The sequence below is a fragment of the Nocardioides sp. NPDC054178 genome, assembly GCF_055585005.1.
The window spans coordinates 781,655-796,692 of the sequence record NZ_JBVJKY010000001.1; the positions used below are offsets into that span (position 1 = coordinate 781,655).

Genomic DNA, 15,038 nt, shown 5'->3' on the forward strand with positions numbered 1-15,038 from the left:
GGACACACCCTGCTGGGTTCGGTTTTTCTGACTGATTCAAGGATGTAGGATTAGCCCGTGAGCGATCTCATCGATACCACCGAGATGTACCTCCGCACCATCTACGAGCTGGTCGAAGAGGGAATCGTTCCGCTGCGCGCCCGCATCGCCGAGCGTCTGCACCAGTCCGGCCCCACGGTCTCCCAGACCGTCGCCCGGATGGAGCGCGACGGTCTGCTCACCGTCGAGGGTGACCGGCATCTGCAGCTGACCGACGAGGGTCTTCGCCTGGCCACCCGGGTGATGCGCAAGCACCGCCTCGCCGAGCGGCTGCTCACCGACGTCATCGGCCTCGACTGGGAGCTCGTCCACGAGGAGGCGTGCCGCTGGGAGCACGTCATGTCGGACACCGTGGAGAAGCGACTGCTCGACCTGCTCGGTGACCCGACCGAGTCCCCCTACGGCAACCCGATCCCCGGTCTCGACGAGCTCGGCGGCAAGCCCGCCGACGAGGACTTCATGGCCGGCGTCCAGTCGCTCACGGCGGCGGCGGGCTCCGAGCGCGCCACCGTCCTGGTGCGCCGCATCTCCGAGGAGATGCAGAAGGACGAGTCGCTGATGAGCGCCCTGCGCCGGGTCGGCGCGACCCCGGACCAGACCGTCGCCATCAAGGCGACCCCCGACGGGGTCCTGCTCGGCTCCGGTGGGGAGACCGCGGAGATCATCCCCGAGGCCGCGGACCATATCTTCGTCAAGGCCCTCTGACCCGCAGATACGTCGCCGATCGGCTCCACGAGTCGTCGTCGATGTGGCAACGCGGCGCCCACTTTTGCAACCGTGGGTGAAATTCTCTCGACGTCGGCAGAATCTGGCACATGACTCTGGACCGATTACGTCATCGATGCTTATGTTTGACGTGCAAGGCCTGCGGGAGGGAGACCTTCAGCAGTTGTCATGTCGAGACTTGCGGGGGTCTCCGGAGGGGAGAGCTCTATGGAGGTCGTTCATCTGCCCGCTCGCGGTCGCGAGCTGGATGAGACGTTCCGCCCAGTCGCCGTCCACCACACCGACACCGGCCTGACCCGTCACCTCGAGCGCGGCGAGGAGATCGTGCTCACCGACCTCGGTGGCGACTACCACAGCGCCAAGGTGCTGCTGATCGACGAAGGCCCGGTCTACCACTTCTTCATCGGAGCCAGACTCTCCGTCGACGAGGCCGCCGGGCGCATGGCCGACCTGCCGTTCCAGTCACGCTCGGCGTGAGGCCAAGGCCGTGAGAAACTCGGTGGTCCCGACCTCCAGCTTGTACGCAGCCTCCTCGTCACCCCTGGTGGCGCCGCGGTTCACGATGACGACCGGGATCTGGGCCTTCGCCGCTCTGCGCACGAACCGATAGCCGCTCATCACCGCCAGACTCGAGCCCGCGACGAGCAGCACGCCCTTCCCCTCGTGCCGCTCGCCGCGGGGCTCAGAGCCTTCCGTGCCGGCGAGCGCGTCGACGGCCGCCATGCACCGGGCGACCCGGTCCTTGGGGACGTTCTCCCCGAAGAAGACGACGTCCGGTTTGAGGATGCCGCCGCAGATCTCGCAGTCGGGCACGACGAAGTCCTGCGTCTCCTCGAGCGCGACGTCACCGTCGGGCCGGGTCTCCACGTCCGCGTGCGCCTCGGCCCAGCCCGCGTTGAGCGTCTCCATCCGCACCTGGAGGTCGCGCCGCGGGCTCACCGTGCGGCAGGACAGACAGATCACGTCGGCGACCCGCCCGTGCAGCGTGACGATCCGGCCGCTGCTCGCCAGCGTCGGTGCCGCCTGCTCGTGCAGACCGTCGACGTTCTGGGTGATCAGCAGCTCCGGGTCGATCGCGGCCAGCGCCCGGTGACCGGCGTTCGGCACCGCGCTGCCCATCCGCCGCCAGCCGAGGTGGCTGCGCGCCCAGTAGCGCTGCCGCTCCTGCGGGCCCGAGATGAACTGCTGGTACGTCATCGGCTGCCGCGACGGGCTGCCCGGGCTGCGGTAGTCGGGGATGCCCGAGTCGGTCGAGACGCCGGCCCCGGTCAGCACCACGAGGCGCCGGTCCTGGAGGAGGGCCAGGGCCGCGGCGTACGTCTCGTCCGTTGTCGCCCCGGGGGCGAGGGTCATCAGGCGTACCTCGCCTCGGCGCGAGCCTTGCGCTTGGCGGCCTCGACCTCACGGTTCTTCTTGGGGGCGTTGGTGACCAGGTCGTCGAGGAGATGCCGGGTGATGTGGGCGATCTCGGCGACGGCGTGGTCGAAGGCCTCCTGGTTGGCGGCAGAAGGCTTGGTGGTGCCGCTCACCTTGCGTACGAACTGCAGGGCGGCAGCGGCGACCTCGTCGTTGGTGGCGGGCGGCTCGAAGTTGTGGAGCGGGCGGATGTTGCGGCACATGCCTTCCACGGTACCTGGATCGAGGCGACCGTCAGCGGGACCGGCCAGGGGTGTGGGAGGGGGACTGGCCGCGCGGGTGCGGGGGGATCGGTCCGCCGTTGGGTGCGGTGCCCTTCGTCCGCCTCGCGTCGTCGGCCGGCGGAGCCGGCCGCGGCACGACGCCGTCCTCGAGCAGCTGGCTCGCCATCAGGGCCGCCTGGGTGCGGTGGCTGACGCCGAGCTTGGCGAGCAGACCGGTGATGTGGTTCTTCACGGTCTTCTCCGCCAGCACCAGGCGATCGGCGATCTGCCGGTTGGAGATCCCCTCGGCGAGCAGGACCAGGATCCGGCGCTGCTGCGGCGTCAGGTCGGCGACCACCTCGTGCATCCGGCGGCGCGCCTCGACGTTGTGGACCACCTTGGCCGCGGCCTCGGGGTCGAAGAGGGTGTGGCCGCTGGCCACGAGGCGTACGCCGGAGACCAGGCTCGTCGCCTCGATCTGCTTGAGCACGTAACCGGCCGCCCCGGCCATGATCGCCTGGCTCATCACCTCGTCGTCGGCGTCGGTGGCCAGGATCATGCAGCGGATGTCGCTCTTCAGCGCCAGCGCCTCGCGGCACAGCGCCACGCCGGAGGCGTCGGGCAGGCGAGCGTCGAGGATGAGTACGTCAGGACGGAGCGTCGCGATCAGCGGGCGCGCCTCGGCGGCGGTGCGGGCCTCACCGACGACCTCGATGTCGGGTTCGGGCGACAGGACCGTGCGCACGCCGACCCGCACAACGTCATGACCGTCGGCCAGCAGAACGCTGATCACCGCGTCGCCCACAGGCTCGTCTCACTCATCTCGTTGTTGGGGATGGTGCCTGGTCGTTCACTCATATGCCGATTCACCGAAAGAAACCGCTCAAGAGTATCCCTATTGATGCAACATTTGATCACTGAAAGACCCGTGCCGTCTCGGATTTCGTTGCTTCTGGAAAGGTAGCGGTCATGACGTCATCTCGCGATCTCGACATCGTCCTGTTCGGCGCGACCGGATTCACGGGCGGTCTGGTGGCCGGATACCTCGCCGAGAACGCGCCCGCGGGACTGCGGTGGGCGCTCGCGGGCCGATCGCTGTCGCGCCTCGAGGCGGTGCGCGACTCCCTCGGCTCCGCCGACGTCGAGCTCCTCCAGGCCGACGTGCACGATGCCTCGTCGCTGGCCGCGCTGGCGGCTCGGGCGCGGGTCGTGATCACCACGGTCGGGCCCTTCCTGGAGTTCGGCGAGCCGCTCGTCAAGGCCTGCGCCGAGGCCGGCACCGACTACGTCGACCTCACCGGAGAGCCCGAGTTCGTCGACCGGATGTTCGTGAAGTACGACGCCGTCGCCCGCGCCAACGGCGCCCGGATCGTGCACGCCTGCGGGTTCGACTCGATCCCGCACGACCTCGGTGCCTTCTACACGGTGCGCGAGCTCGCCGCCCGCGGGGAGATCACCGGACCGCTCACCATGAAGGGCGTCGTCCGCTCCAACGCCACCTTCTCCGGCGGCACCTTCCACTCGGCGCTGGGGCAGATGTCGCGTCCCCGGGAGATGGCAGCGGCGGCGCGCGAGCGTCGGGCGCTCGAGGTGCGGCCGGAGGGACGTACGTCTCGACCGGCGAAGCCCGCGTTGGGTCGCAACCGCGAGCTCGGCCTCTGGCTGCTGCCGCTGCCGACCATCGACCCGTTCATCGTCGCCCGCTCCGGCCGGTCCCTGGAGGCGTACGGCCCGGCCTTCACCTACTCGCACTACGCCGGGACGAAGACCCTGAGGTACGCCGTCGGCGGCGCGGTCGGTGTGGGCGGTCTCGCCCTCGCGATGCAGGTGCCGCCGCTGCGGGCCAAGCTCGGTGAGCGGTTCAAGCAGGGCACCGGCCCCTCCGAGAGCCGCCGTGAGAAGTCCTGGTTCACCGTCGACTTCGTCGCCGAGACCGACGGCCGGACGATCCGCACCAAGGTGTCCGGAGGCGACCCCGGCTACACCGAGACGGCGAAGATGCTCGCCGAGTCGGCGCTGTGCCTCGCCTTCGACACGCTCCCCGAGACCTCCGGGTCGGTGACCACCGCGGTCGCGATGGGCGACGCGCTCCTCGACCGGCTCCAGGCCGCGGGCATCCGATTCGAGGTCATCGGCGCATCGCAGGGCGCGGTCTCATAGGGAAATATCTGGAACTGGTGCCCCAGGCAAGAGTCGAACTTGCGACCTTTCGCTTAGGAGGCGGCTGCTCTATCCACTGAGCTACTGGGGCATTCGCGGATATCTTGCCATGCTGACGGGTGATACTACGGTTTGGGGTTCGATGCGGTCAGGGGTCAAACTTGGGGCCCTCGCGTAGGTTGAGTCACCGTCGACTCAACCCGAATCCCCCCAATGACAAGCGACGAGTGACGGTGACCTATGCCTGACGCCTCCATGCCTCCCCGACGTGGGGGTGCGGACTCAGGCCCCGGCGTGTCCGGATTCGAGTGGATGTACGGCGCCGACGAGCCTGCGAGCGACGAGCCCGGGGCGACTCGCGGCGGCCGTGGTGCTCGGGTCGCCGACGTACCGACCGACCAGCCGTCGGCGGAGCCCGGTGGTGGACGGCGGGCCGCCCGTCCGCAGTCGGAGTTCGTGTCGCCGCCGCCTCCGGGGCCGGGATCCTCGGGGGGTGGCCGTCGGGCTGCGCGTCCTGCGCGTCAGGAGCAGCCTGAGCCTCCCGCCGTCGAGCCGCTGCGCGCGGAGCCGGTGCGGCGGGAGCCGACCCGGGCCGAGCGCTACCAGGCGTTGGGCCGAGGCACCTCGGGGCCGACGCCCGCCCCGCCCGTCCCTCAGGAGTGGAACGCCCCGGACGAGACCGCCGTGGCCCCACCGCTGCGCGAAGCCCCGCGCCCCGCGCGCCGAATACCTCCGCCGCCGGCCCCCGCGCCCGAGGAGACCGCGATCGCGCCGGTGCCGGAGTGGTATCGCCAGGATCCTCACCCGGCTCCTCCCGTGCCCCAGGCCCCCGATCAGCAGCTCGCTCCGCCGGCCGCCCGCGAGTTCGACTGGAACGACCCCGGCGCGACCACGGTCGCGCCCCGGCCTGATCCGGCCGACCGGCCCCGAGGTCGTACGTCCTCACGCGATGAGCTGCACGAAGCCCGCCACGAGGCCTACCCCGCGCCGGGGCGCCGCGGCGCTGCGTACGCGTCCGGCTACGACGACGAGTCCTACGACGACTATCCGCCCCAGGGCGGCTACGACGAGCCCTACGCCCCCTACCCGGACGACGAGCGCGAGGATCGCGACAAGCCGCGGATCAGCGTGTGGCAGGTGCTCAGCTCGACACTGCTCGTGCTGGCGCTGATCGTCGGGCTGTTCACCGTCTACACCTATCGGCACCTGCGGTCGAACATCAGCACCGTCAGTCTTGGCGAAGAGGCTGCTGATGTCGGCCCGAAGGAACCGATCAACATCCTGGTGATGGGATCTGACAGCCGCGACTGCAAGGGTTGCGGCCTCGACGGCGAGAGCGGTGGCGGCTCGGACACCACCATCCTGTTGCACCTTTCCGCGAACCGTGAGTTCGCCTACGGCGTCTCCATCCCACGCGACACGATGGTCAGCCGCCCCTCCTGCAAGACGGAGGACGGGAAGACCGCCCCTGCTGACTATGTGCAGTGGAACGCTGCGTACGCCACCGCAGGTCCGACCTGCACTGTGGAGCAGGTGGAGTCGGTGGCCACCGAGATGTGCGGTGAGAAGTGCGACATCACCATCAACCATCTGGTCGTCGTCGACTTCGGAAGCTTCAAGGGAATGGTCGATGCGATCGACGGCGTCGACGTGTGCCTTCCGGAAGCAGTCGATGACAGCTACACCGGCGCGAAGTTCGAGGCCGGCCCTCAGACGTTGAACGGCAAGGAAGCGCTCCAGTACGTTCGCATGCGCCACGTCTTCGGTGACGGGAGCGACCTGTTGCGGGCGAAGCGTCAGCAGGCGTTCATCGGCTCGATGGCGGCGAAGCTGCTCTCCGGCGACACCTTGTCGAGTCCGACGAAGGTCCTCGGCTTCCTGAATGCGGCGACGAAGGGCCTCACCATGGACGAGGGCCTCAAGGACAACCTCGACACGATGGCCAAGATCGGTGCCGGCTTCCAGAGCATCGGGATGGAGAACATCAAGTTCCTCACCATCCCCGTGGCGACGGACCCGCAGAACGAGAACCGAGTCGTCCTCGACCCTGAGAAGGCCAAGAACGTCTGGAAGGCCATTGCGAACGACAAGCCGCTGACCAAGAAGATTGCGGCCGGGTCATTGGACGCTGGGCAGGCCGCGGGCGACAAGGATAAGAAGAAGTCCGGCGACTCGGGTGAGGGCACCGACGGCGAGACCGCTGGTTCGGCGCCCTCCGACGATGCCTCGTCGGGCGACGCCTCGGGCGACGCGTCCGGCAACGCCAGCAGCGGAGCGACCGAGGAAGAATTGGCCGAGATCGCCGAGCAGGCGAAGGCTGAGCGCGAGCGCGCGGGGCTGTGCTGATGGCCGACTCCGAAGAACCCGAAGCGCCCAAGGAGCCGGAGTGGAAACGCAAGCAGAGGCTGGCGCGGATCTTCGGTGACGTGCTCCCGGAGACGACCAGTGACGAGCGGGAGCCGTCGGAGGAGTCTGAGGAGTCGGCGTCGGACCGCTGGCTGAAATCGCAGGTGCCGCCTCATCACGGTGGGTGAGACGGCACCTGTCGAAGCGGAGCCCGAGGCAATCCGTGTTCTGGCGCGGATGTGTCAGCGGGCGCTGAGGCGGTCGCGGATCTGCTTGAGGATGTCGATCTCGGTCTCGCCTGGCTCGGGTTCCGGGAAGAAGCGCTCCTTGGCGGCGGTGTAGGGCTTCACGATCATGAAGTAGACGACCGCGGCCATGATGAGGAAGGAAATGAACGCGGTCAGCCAGGCTCCGAGGCTGACACCGCCCGGTTCGTAGTTCGAGAAGTCAGGCGTGCCGCCGAGCTTGCCGATCAGGTCCATGATGACGTCGACAGTGGCGGTGACCACCGACGCGAAGGCGGCGCCCATGATGAAGGCCACCGCCAATTTGATCAGGTCGCCCTGGAGCAGGAATTTCTTGAAGCCGTTCATGTCTTGCTTTCTCCTGTTGCTCATTGTGTGAGGTGAAGGAGACCCCGGATGTGGCGTGCGTTGGGCGTCAGTACGCGAAGGTGAGATAGCCACCCACCCCTGCTGATGTGACGTCCTCGACGCTGTCCTCGGCGACTCCGACGATGACCAGACGCCCCGCCGAAGCGTTCGTGACGCCAAATCCGTCGGTCTTTCCCTGTGCCATGGAATCATCCCGGCTCGCCTCCGCGGCCTGCGGGAGGCTGAGGATCAGCGTGTCGGTGGTGACCCGGGCGGTCTCGGCCGTGGCGGCGTCGGTGGCGTAGAGGTCGACGCTGTCGCCGACGTGGAGCAACCCGGCCATCTCGGCGTCGGGAAGCCGGACCGGGACGGCCACCAGGTCGGGGCGTCCCTCGGTCAGCTCCGGCCCCACGAGACGTACGTCGGTGACGGGCTCGCCGCGCCGCAGGGGCGCCGCGAGCCGCTCACCGAGCGGCGCTTCGGCCAGGTCGGCGGGCATGCCGGCTGGGTCGGTCTCGACGTCGGTGAGGTCGGCGGCGGTGAGGACCGTGCCGACCGGCAGATCTCGGGAGGCCACCGCCATCGTCGAGGTGTCGGGTGGGTCCGGCCGGGTGGCCGAGAACCCGATCGCGACCGCCGAGGCGGTCAGCAGGAACGCCAGCAGGCGTCGATGAGCGAGGACCCCGCGGCGTACGCGGCGGGAGAAGGACGTGATTCGAGTGAACATGCGGGCACGCTAGGTCGCTCCAGCGATTCCCGCATCTCGCTATCCACAGCCACGAACTCCCTGTGAGAAAACCTGTGGATAACCACCTGCCGAGACGTCACCTGCGTCGTTCGAGCTGGCACCGCGGTGCCACTTCGGCCGACGCGCGTGACGCCTCGGCCTCAGTCTGAGGAGCCGGAGGTGGCGGGCGCCGGGGAGGAGGTGCTCGAGGACGACGTCGTCGAGGACGTGGAGGACGTCGACGAGGAGGACCCGGAGCGGGAGTCGGTGCGGTAGAAGCCAGAGCCCTTGAAGACGACGCCGGCGGCGCTGAAGACCTTGCGCAGCTTGCCGCCGCACTCGGGGCACTCGGTCAGCGAGGCTTCGCTGAAGCTCTGGAACTGGTCGAAGGCGTGGCCGCACTCGGTGCAGGCGTACTGATAGGTGGGCACGTTTCTCCTAGAACAGAATCTGGCACTCGACGGGCGCGACTGCCAATATTAGCGAACGCCTAGGAGAAGCGCTGCATTCCCTCCGCGCTCGCGGCCGCACCCACGGCCCGGTCGTGCTCCTCCACCGGCACCGGGACCCCGATCTCCCACGGATAGAGCAGCGCGCAGGTAAAGGTTCCGGCCGGCACCCGAGCCAGGATCCGGTCGTAGGAGCCGCCGCCCCGCCCCATCCGATGGCCCTGCGAGTCGACGGCCAAGCCCGGGACGAGCACGACGTCGGCGCCGGCGATCGCCGAGACGCCCAACCGCTCCCCGCCCGGCTCCAGCAGCCCCCGAGGCGCCCGGACCAGCTCTCCGTCGTAGACGGCCCAGTCCAGGTCGTTGTCCGGTAGAAGGCAGGGCAGCAGGAGGCGTTTCCCGGCTGCGTCCAGCTCGTCGATAAGAGGTCCGGTGCCCGGTTCGGTGCCGATCGAGACGTAGAGGGCAACCGTTGCGGCGCTGCGTACGTCTGGAATACCAGTGACCACCTGTGACAGGGAGCGCGCCAGCGAACCCAGGCGGGGGAGCCCGATGCGCCCCCGGGTGGTCAACAACTGGTCACGTAAGGCAGTCTTGCGCCCCACGAAGTCAGCGGGGGCTGGACCATCAGAACCCGGAGGGGTGTGTGAACCCGACACAACGACAGCCTAGGCTTTCCTCTATGGGTAGCCCAGGTTTGGCCAAGGCAATGGCGAAGATGCGCGATGCCGGCGTGGAAGACGTCGCGGTGCAGACCTTCGCACATTACTACCGCCAGCTCGAGCACGGTGAGACCGGGATGATCCCGGAGGACACGATCGAGCCGGTCGACATCCCGTCGATCAGCGATGTCGAGGTCACTGACGAGGAGGCGCACGCCGCCATCGCGACCACCGCCGTGATCAAGCTCAACGGTGGCCTCGGCACCTCGATGGGCATGGACCGCGCGAAGTCGCTGCTGTGCGTGCGCAAGGGTCTGAGCTTCCTGGACGTGATCGCCCGCCAGATCCTGCACATGCGCGAGAAGTACGACGTACGTCTCCCGCTGCTGCTGATGAACTCCTTCCGCACCTCCGAGGACAGCCTGGCCGCGCTCGAGCGCTACCAGGACCTGCCGGTCGAGGGTCTGCCGCTGGAGTTCCTGCAGAACCGCGAGCCGCGCCTGCTGGTCGACGACCTGAGCCCGGTCGAGTGGCCGAAGGACCCCGAGCTCGAGTGGTGCCCGCCGGGCCACGGCGACATCTACACCGCGCTGCTCGACACCGGCCTCCTCGACCAGCTCATCGAGCAGGGCTACGAGCGGGTCTTCGTCTCCAACTCCGACAACCTCGGCGCCGTCCCTGACGAGAAGGTCGCCGGCTGGTTCGCCAAGTCCGGTGCCCCCTTCGCCATCGAGGCCGTACGCCGCACGCCGAGCGACCGCAAGGGCGGTCACTTCGCGCGCCGCAAGTCCGACGGCCGTCTCATCCTGCGCGAGACCGCGCAGACCCGCGACGAGGACAAGGTGGCGCTGCAGGACCTCAGCCGCCACAAGTACTGCTCGACCAACAACATCTGGTTCGACCTCAAGGCGCTCAAGAAGGTCCTCTCCGAGCGGGACGGCATCCTCGGCCTGCCGCTGATCCGCAACGAGAAGACCGTCGACCCCGCCGACCCGAAGACCCCGAAGGTGGTCCAGATCGAGACTGCCATGGGCGCCGCGATCGAGGTCTTCGAGGGCTCCCAGCTGATCGAGGTCGGCCGCGACCGGTTCGTGCCGGTCAAGACGACCAACGATCTCCTCGTCCTCCGCTCCGACGTCTACGACATCGGCGAGAACTTCGTGCTCGACCAGGTCGCCGACGAGGTGCCGTTCATCGACCTCGACGGCGACTACTACAAGTACGTCGCCAACTTCGACGAGCGCTTCCCGGAAGGTGCGCCGTCGTTGCGTAAGGCGAGGTCCCTGACCGTCAACGGCGACTGGACCTTCGGCAAGGGCGTCCAGGTCATCGGTGCGGTCGAGCTCGACGGCGCCGACGCCGAACGCGTCGCTCCGGCCACAGTCCTCTCCGACTAGTGTTGGCGGGGTGACCCCCGCTGAGTACCGCGAGCGAATCCTGGCCGACCTCGAGCCGATGCCGGCCTACCCGCAGCCCTTGATGGACTGCCTAGGACTGGCGGTGGCCGAGGACATCCATGCCGAGGTCGCGCTGCCGGGCTTCGACAACTCCTCGATGGACGGCTACGCGGTCCGCTACGCCGACGTCGCGACCGCCTCGGCCGAGGCTCCGGTGCGGTTGCCGGTGCTCGGTGAGATCGGTGCAGGACAGGCCTCGCTGCTGGCGCTGCCGCCGGGCGCGGCGGCGAAGATCATGACCGGTGCCCCGCTGCCGACCGGGGCCGACACGGTGGTGCCGTACGAGTGGACCGACCGCGGCGTCGCCGAGGTCGAGATCCGGCAGACGCCGGAGGAGGCTCAGCACGTCCGCTACGCGGGCGAGGACGTCGCCAAGGGTGACCTGCTCATCCCCGCGGGCACGGTGCTCGGCCCGCGCCATCTGGGCCTGATCGCCTCCGTCGGCCGTGCGCAGGTGGCGGTGCGTCCGCGTCCTCGGGTCGTGGTGCTCTCGACCGGCACCGAGCTGCGCGAGCCGGGCGAGACCCTGGGCCACGACTCGATCTACGACGGCAACTCCTTCCTGCTGGCCGCCGCCGCTCGTCGGGCCGGCGCGATCGCCTACCGCGTCGGGATCGTCCCGGACGAGCCGCGGGCATTCATGACGGCGCTCTCCGACCAGCTCGTCCGAGCCGACCTGGTGGTCACCTCCGGCGGCGTCTCGATGGGCGACTACGACGTGGTCAAGGAGGCGCTGACCCCGGAGGGTGTCTGGTTCGGCCCGGTTAGCATGCAGCCGGGCAAGCCGCAGGGGTTCGGCCGGATCGGCGAGGAGCGGGTTCCGGTCCTGTGCCTGCCCGGCAACCCGGTCTCCTCGTTCGTCTCCTTCGAGCTCTTCGTGCTCCCGGCACTGCGGCGGCTGATGGGGATGACCCCCGAGGCCAGGCCCGCGCGCCGCGCTGCGCTCACCCACCCGGTGCGCTCCCCGAAGGGCAAGGAGCAGTATCTGCGCGGCTGGTACGACGGCTCCCGCGCCGGGGTGTCGCCCATCGGTGGCCCCGGCTCGCACCTGATCGGCGACCTGGCCGGCGCGAACTGCCTGATCGTCATCCCGCCGGAGACGACATCGCTGGACAAGGACGCCGAGGTGGACGTGATCGAGCTGGATGTGGAGTTCTGATGGCTGACCGACTCACCCACGTCGACGAGACCGGCGCGGCCCGGATGGTCGACGTCTCCGAGAAGGCGGTCACGGCCCGCACCGCGACCGCATCCGGGCGGGTGCTGGTGGCACCTGAGGTCATCGAGCTGCTCCGCGGCGAGGGCGTACCCAAGGGCGATGCGCTCGCCGTGGCCCGCATCGCGGGGATCATGGGCGCCAAGAGGACCCCCGACCTGATCCCGCTGTGCCACCCGCTGGCGGTCTCGGGCGTCAAGGTCGAGCTGAGCGTCGCCGACGACGCCGTCGAGATCACCGCGACCGTGAAGACCACCGACCGCACCGGTGTCGAGATGGAGGCGCTGACCGCGGTCGCCGTCGCCGGCCTCACCGTGGTCGACATGATCAAGGCCGTCGACAAACGCGCGGTCATCACCGATATCCGCGTCGAGGCGAAGACCGGTGGAAAGTCGGGTACGTTCCAGCGATGAACGAGCGCCAGCGAGCGACCATCGAATACCTCATCGGGCGGCGTCCGTATCCTGGCGCTTGCGCTACGGAGGTCGCCCGATGAGCCTGAACGCGACCGTCGTCGTCGCCTCCAACCGTGCCTCGGCGGGCGTCTACGAGGACACCACCGGCCCCCTCCTCGTCGCCTTTCTGGAAGAGCTCGGATTCGTGGTCGGCCCTCCCGAGGTCGTACGCGACGGCGACCCGGTCGGCGAGGCGATCGCCCGCGCGGCGGAGGGTGGTGCGCGGGTCGTCCTCACCACCGGAGGCACGGGCCTGACCCCCACCGACCGCACTCCCGAGGTCACCCGTCCGCTGCTCGATCGTGAGATCCCCGGCATCGCCGAGGGCATCCGGGCGGCCGGAGTGGCCAAAGGGATCCCGACGGCGCTACTGTCCCGCGGTCTGGCCGGTCAGATCGGAGTGTGCGTGGTGGTGAACCTTCCCGGGTCCCGGGGTGGCGTGAAGGATGCGATCGACGTGCTCCGTCCGGTGCTGCTTCACGCCGTGGAGCAGTCGGTCGGCAGTGATCACTGATTGGTGCCATTGATGACCGACCCCGGCTGGCCCGCCGTCCTCTCCCACGGCGCGGTGACCCTACGCCCTCTCGACCGCACCGACGCCAACGCCTGGACCGAGGCGCGCCGCCGCTCGGCGGCCTGGCTGCATCAGTGGGACGCGACCGTTCCGCCCGGTTCGAGCGCGCGGCCCACGTCGTTCGCCAGCCTCGTACGTCGCCTTCGGCGCCAGGCCAAGCGGGGCGTGACCTATCCGTTCGCGATCGACGTCGACGGTGTTTTCGCTGGTCAGGTCACGGTCAACAACATCGTGCGGGGCTCGGCGCAGTTCGCCTCGATCGGCTACTGGATCGACCAGAGCTTCGCCGGCCGTGGGGTGATGCCGCTGGCGGTGGCGCTGGTCATCGACCACTGTTTCACCACCGCGAGGCTGCATCGGATCGAGATCTGCATCCGGCCGGAGAACTCCAACTCGCTCCGCGTCGTGGAGAAACTGGGCATCGACGAGATCGGATATGCACCCCGATTTCTGCATATCGACGGTGCCTGGAGAGATCACCGTATCTTCGCGATAACGGTTGAAGAATGTCACCAAGGAATGCTGGTCAGGCTCGGTTTGTCACCTGAATGAGGCATTGACTCGGCGTGTCCTGCTGAAATCACACAAGTCACACGCGACACACCACTGCACGTCCGCCTACGGGCTGGTAATGGCTCCTACGCTTCTTAACGTGGACCCGAGCGCACTCATCTTCGTCGCCCTCGCCGTGGCGTGGGCGGTGTACTTGGTGCCCAAAGCGCTCGAACAGACGGCGACGGCCGAGGACGGGACCAAGAGCCGGGCCAGCGCCGCCATCTCCAAGTCCCGCCGGATCCTCGCACGGCGAGAGGCCACCGGCAAGGACTCCAGCGATCTGGTGACCGAGAAGTCGCCGAAGAAGTCCGAGGTGGACGACGACGCGACCGCGGAGCCTGCTCCGCGACCCGTCCCGATGGCCGTACGCCGCCGCGCGGCTCGCGCCGCGGCCAAGCGCCGTTCGATCGTCCTGGGGGTGCTTGTCTTCGGCCTGGCCGTGGTCGGCGCGCTCGCCGGCTTCGGTGTCTTCGGCCCGGTGTGGATCGCGATCCCAGGTGTGCTGGTCGTCGCCTGGCTGGTCACCTGCCGGCTGAGCGTGCGCCACCAGCGTGAGGTCTGGGCACGGATCCCGTTCCCCGAGGACATCCCCGAGCCCGAGCCCGTCGCCCCGCCCCGGGTCACCTTCGACATCGACCAGGACACCGGCGACCTGGTGGCCGTCGTCGAGCACGACGACACCGGCGAGCACCTCCCCGCGGGTTCCTGGAAGCCGGTGGAGACGCCGCTGCCGACGTACGTCTCCAAGGAGGCCGCGCCGCGCCGCACCGTCCGCACCATCGACCTGGACGCCACCGGCGTATGGAGCTCGGGCCGCAACGCCGCCGACTCCGAGCTCGTCCGCCAGGCCGAGGAGGCCGAGCGCGCCGCTGCTGCGGCCGCCGAAGAGGCGCGCGGCCGCGCCACGGGCTCCTGAGGCCATCCTGATTGGGTAACACCGGCGACGAGATGCTAACGTTTCTCATCGCTTGGGGCTGTGGCGCAGTTGGTAGCGCGTCTCGTTCGCAATGAGAAGGCCAGGGGTTCGAATCCCCTCAGCTCCACAAATCAGAACCCCGCCTGACCTGCGGAAACGCAGAAGGTCAGGCGGGGTTCTTTGTGTTTGGTGCTGCCGTTGCGGGAAAGATTCCCCCCCCGAGCCGTTCCCGCGAGCCAACCGAACTCCTGCGCGCTCTTCGAGCCCGAGGTCTCTGACGCCCGCGAACTGCCAGCGGGTCTCCGAGTGGAGATCGGGCATGAGTCTTCGATGCGGGTCTGCGTGGGGTCGTTGGTCGAAAGTGCTGGCGGGGAACACAAGAACCCTGTAGTTGCACGTATCGCCGACCTGCGATGGTGTCCTTCATGAATACGGGGCCGCAGACTGATCCTGACCGGCACTACGACCCAGGAGGCTGGTTGGCGCGGTTCGCGAGTCGGATCCTTGTGGTCTGTCCGCGATGCGGGGGCCGTGCTCTCGTCGT

General features: G+C 68.7%; 18 protein-coding genes and 2 tRNA genes. 12 read left to right on the forward strand and 8 right to left on the reverse strand.

Translation table 11 applies throughout. From position 1 onward, the window contains the following. Positions 1 to 57 precede the first annotated feature (57 nt). The gene (locus ACZ6WN_RS03790; RefSeq protein WP_357336983.1) at positions 58 to 744 is read left to right on the forward strand and encodes a metal-dependent transcriptional regulator; all 687 of its coding nucleotides are present in this window, start codon (positions 58 to 60) and stop codon (positions 742 to 744) included. Positions 745 to 972: 228 nt separating this feature from the next. Further along, positions 973 to 1,242 carry a hypothetical protein gene (locus ACZ6WN_RS03795; RefSeq protein WP_378817131.1) on the forward strand — a complete coding sequence of 90 codons (270 nt, stop codon included), beginning with the start codon at positions 973 to 975 and terminating at the stop codon, positions 1,240 to 1,242. Here ACZ6WN_RS03795 and ACZ6WN_RS03800 read toward each other — a convergent pair. Genes ACZ6WN_RS03800 through ACZ6WN_RS03810 form a run of 3 tightly spaced genes read right to left on the reverse strand, consistent with a single transcriptional unit; the run spans position 1,228 to position 3,177 of the window. Next, a complete protein-coding gene (locus ACZ6WN_RS03800) occupies positions 1,228 to 2,118 on the reverse strand; it encodes a Sir2 family NAD-dependent protein deacetylase (protein ID WP_465862794.1) in 891 nt (296 codons plus the stop codon). The genes ACZ6WN_RS03795 and ACZ6WN_RS03800 overlap by 15 nt on opposite strands. After that, on the reverse strand, positions 2,118 to 2,384 hold the full coding sequence (locus ACZ6WN_RS03805; protein WP_091044268.1) for a DUF2277 domain-containing protein: 267 nt from the start codon (positions 2,382 to 2,384) through the stop codon (positions 2,118 to 2,120). Before ACZ6WN_RS03805 ends, ACZ6WN_RS03800 begins: the two co-directional genes overlap by 1 nt. Before the next feature lie 31 nt (positions 2,385 to 2,415). Next, complete coding sequence (locus ACZ6WN_RS03810) at positions 2,416 to 3,177, reverse strand: response regulator (protein ID WP_465862795.1); 762 nt, start codon at positions 3,175 to 3,177, stop codon at positions 2,416 to 2,418. 176 nt (positions 3,178 to 3,353) lie between these two features. Between ACZ6WN_RS03810 and ACZ6WN_RS03815 the strand changes: the two genes are divergently transcribed. After that, on the forward strand, positions 3,354 to 4,544 hold the full coding sequence (locus tag ACZ6WN_RS03815; RefSeq protein WP_465862796.1) for a saccharopine dehydrogenase family protein: 1,191 nt from the start codon (positions 3,354 to 3,356) through the stop codon (positions 4,542 to 4,544). 15 nt (positions 4,545 to 4,559) lie between these two features. Here the strand turns inward: ACZ6WN_RS03815 and ACZ6WN_RS03820 are convergent. Continuing rightward, positions 4,560 to 4,635 (reverse strand) — tRNA-Arg (locus tag ACZ6WN_RS03820). A gap of 203 nt (positions 4,636 to 4,838) precedes the next feature. Here ACZ6WN_RS03820 and ACZ6WN_RS03825 point away from each other — a divergent pair. Beyond that, complete coding sequence (locus tag ACZ6WN_RS03825; RefSeq protein ID WP_465862797.1) at positions 4,839 to 6,890, forward strand: LCP family protein; 2,052 nt, start codon at positions 4,839 to 4,841, stop codon at positions 6,888 to 6,890. Then, complete coding sequence (locus ACZ6WN_RS03830; RefSeq protein WP_465862798.1) at positions 6,890 to 7,078, forward strand: hypothetical protein; 189 nt, start codon at positions 6,890 to 6,892, stop codon at positions 7,076 to 7,078. Before ACZ6WN_RS03825 ends, ACZ6WN_RS03830 begins: the two co-directional genes overlap by 1 nt. 54 nt (positions 7,079 to 7,132) lie before the next feature. Here ACZ6WN_RS03830 and ACZ6WN_RS03835 read toward each other — a convergent pair whose 3' ends face one another. The 4 genes from ACZ6WN_RS03835 to ACZ6WN_RS03850 all read right to left on the reverse strand — a co-directional run bounded on the left by ACZ6WN_RS03835 (position 7,133) and on the right by ACZ6WN_RS03850 (position 9,318). Next, positions 7,133 to 7,483 (reverse strand): MscL family protein, encoded by a 351-nt coding sequence (locus tag ACZ6WN_RS03835; RefSeq protein ID WP_465862799.1) that lies wholly within the window; start codon positions 7,481 to 7,483, stop codon positions 7,133 to 7,135. 67 nt (positions 7,484 to 7,550) lie between these two features. Beyond that, a complete protein-coding gene (locus tag ACZ6WN_RS03840) occupies positions 7,551 to 8,210 on the reverse strand; it encodes an SAF domain-containing protein (RefSeq protein ID WP_465862800.1) in 660 nt (219 codons plus the stop codon). Positions 8,211 to 8,371: 161 nt separating this feature from the next. Next, positions 8,372 to 8,641 carry an FmdB family zinc ribbon protein gene (locus ACZ6WN_RS03845; RefSeq protein ID WP_465862801.1) on the reverse strand — a complete coding sequence of 90 codons (270 nt, stop codon included), beginning with the start codon at positions 8,639 to 8,641 and terminating at the stop codon, positions 8,372 to 8,374. A gap of 59 nt (positions 8,642 to 8,700) precedes the next feature. Beyond that, positions 8,701 to 9,318 (reverse strand): 5-formyltetrahydrofolate cyclo-ligase, encoded by a 618-nt coding sequence (locus tag ACZ6WN_RS03850; protein WP_465862802.1) that lies wholly within the window; start codon positions 9,316 to 9,318, stop codon positions 8,701 to 8,703. 23 nt (positions 9,319 to 9,341) lie between these two features. On the opposite strand from ACZ6WN_RS03850, the gene ACZ6WN_RS03855 reads away from it, so the two are divergent. From ACZ6WN_RS03855 to ACZ6WN_RS03885, 7 genes are all read left to right on the forward strand, one after another. After that, on the forward strand, positions 9,342 to 10,718 hold the full coding sequence (locus tag ACZ6WN_RS03855; RefSeq protein WP_465862803.1) for a UTP--glucose-1-phosphate uridylyltransferase: 1,377 nt from the start codon (positions 9,342 to 9,344) through the stop codon (positions 10,716 to 10,718). 10 nt (positions 10,719 to 10,728) lie between these two features. Beyond that, positions 10,729 to 11,937, forward strand: a complete 1,209-nt coding sequence (gene glp, locus ACZ6WN_RS03860) for a molybdotransferase-like divisome protein Glp (protein WP_402995537.1) — start codon at positions 10,729 to 10,731, stop codon at positions 11,935 to 11,937. Beyond that, positions 11,937 to 12,407, forward strand: coding sequence for a cyclic pyranopterin monophosphate synthase MoaC (moaC, locus tag ACZ6WN_RS03865; RefSeq protein WP_465862805.1), 471 nt, complete (start codon positions 11,937 to 11,939; stop codon positions 12,405 to 12,407). The genes glp and moaC overlap by 1 nt, the downstream gene beginning before the upstream one ends. 79 nt (positions 12,408 to 12,486) lie before the next feature. Further along, positions 12,487 to 12,963 (forward strand): MogA/MoaB family molybdenum cofactor biosynthesis protein, encoded by a 477-nt coding sequence (locus tag ACZ6WN_RS03870; RefSeq protein ID WP_357336960.1) that lies wholly within the window; start codon positions 12,487 to 12,489, stop codon positions 12,961 to 12,963. Between the two features lie 12 nt (positions 12,964 to 12,975). Then, on the forward strand, positions 12,976 to 13,575 hold the full coding sequence (locus tag ACZ6WN_RS03875; protein WP_465862807.1) for a GNAT family N-acetyltransferase: 600 nt from the start codon (positions 12,976 to 12,978) through the stop codon (positions 13,573 to 13,575). Between the two features lie 100 nt (positions 13,576 to 13,675). Continuing rightward, complete coding sequence (gene sepX, locus ACZ6WN_RS03880; RefSeq protein ID WP_465862808.1) at positions 13,676 to 14,494, forward strand: divisome protein SepX/GlpR; 819 nt, start codon at positions 13,676 to 13,678, stop codon at positions 14,492 to 14,494. A 54-nt stretch (positions 14,495 to 14,548) separates the two neighbouring features. Then, positions 14,549 to 14,621, forward strand: a tRNA-Ala gene (locus ACZ6WN_RS03885). Positions 14,622 to 15,038 lie beyond the last annotated feature (417 nt).

What these genes read in the sequence shown, in the direction of transcription:
- moaC (WP_465862805.1), top strand. Translation starts at nt 11,937, where the DNA reads ATGGCTGACCGACTCACCCACGTCGACGAGACCGGCGCGGCCCGGATG.
- ACZ6WN_RS03855 (WP_465862803.1), top strand. Translation starts at nt 9,342, where the DNA reads ATGGGTAGCCCAGGTTTGGCCAAGGCAATGGCGAAGATGCGCGATGCC.
- ACZ6WN_RS03815 (WP_465862796.1), top strand. Translation starts at nt 3,354, where the DNA reads ATGACGTCATCTCGCGATCTCGACATCGTCCTGTTCGGCGCGACCGGA.
- ACZ6WN_RS03875 (WP_465862807.1), top strand. Translation starts at nt 12,976, where the DNA reads ATGACCGACCCCGGCTGGCCCGCCGTCCTCTCCCACGGCGCGGTGACC.
- ACZ6WN_RS03835 (WP_465862799.1), bottom strand. Translation starts at nt 7,483, where the DNA reads ATGAACGGCTTCAAGAAATTCCTGCTCCAGGGCGACCTGATCAAATTG.
- ACZ6WN_RS03870 (WP_357336960.1), top strand. Translation starts at nt 12,487, where the DNA reads ATGAGCCTGAACGCGACCGTCGTCGTCGCCTCCAACCGTGCCTCGGCG.
- ACZ6WN_RS03800 (WP_465862794.1), bottom strand. Translation starts at nt 2,118, where the DNA reads ATGACCCTCGCCCCCGGGGCGACAACGGACGAGACGTACGCCGCGGCC.
- ACZ6WN_RS03795 (WP_378817131.1), top strand. Translation starts at nt 973, where the DNA reads ATGGAGGTCGTTCATCTGCCCGCTCGCGGTCGCGAGCTGGATGAGACG.
- ACZ6WN_RS03805 (WP_091044268.1), bottom strand. Translation starts at nt 2,384, where the DNA reads ATGTGCCGCAACATCCGCCCGCTCCACAACTTCGAGCCGCCCGCCACC.
- ACZ6WN_RS03830 (WP_465862798.1), top strand. Translation starts at nt 6,890, where the DNA reads ATGGCCGACTCCGAAGAACCCGAAGCGCCCAAGGAGCCGGAGTGGAAA.
- ACZ6WN_RS03840 (WP_465862800.1), bottom strand. Translation starts at nt 8,210, where the DNA reads ATGTTCACTCGAATCACGTCCTTCTCCCGCCGCGTACGCCGCGGGGTC.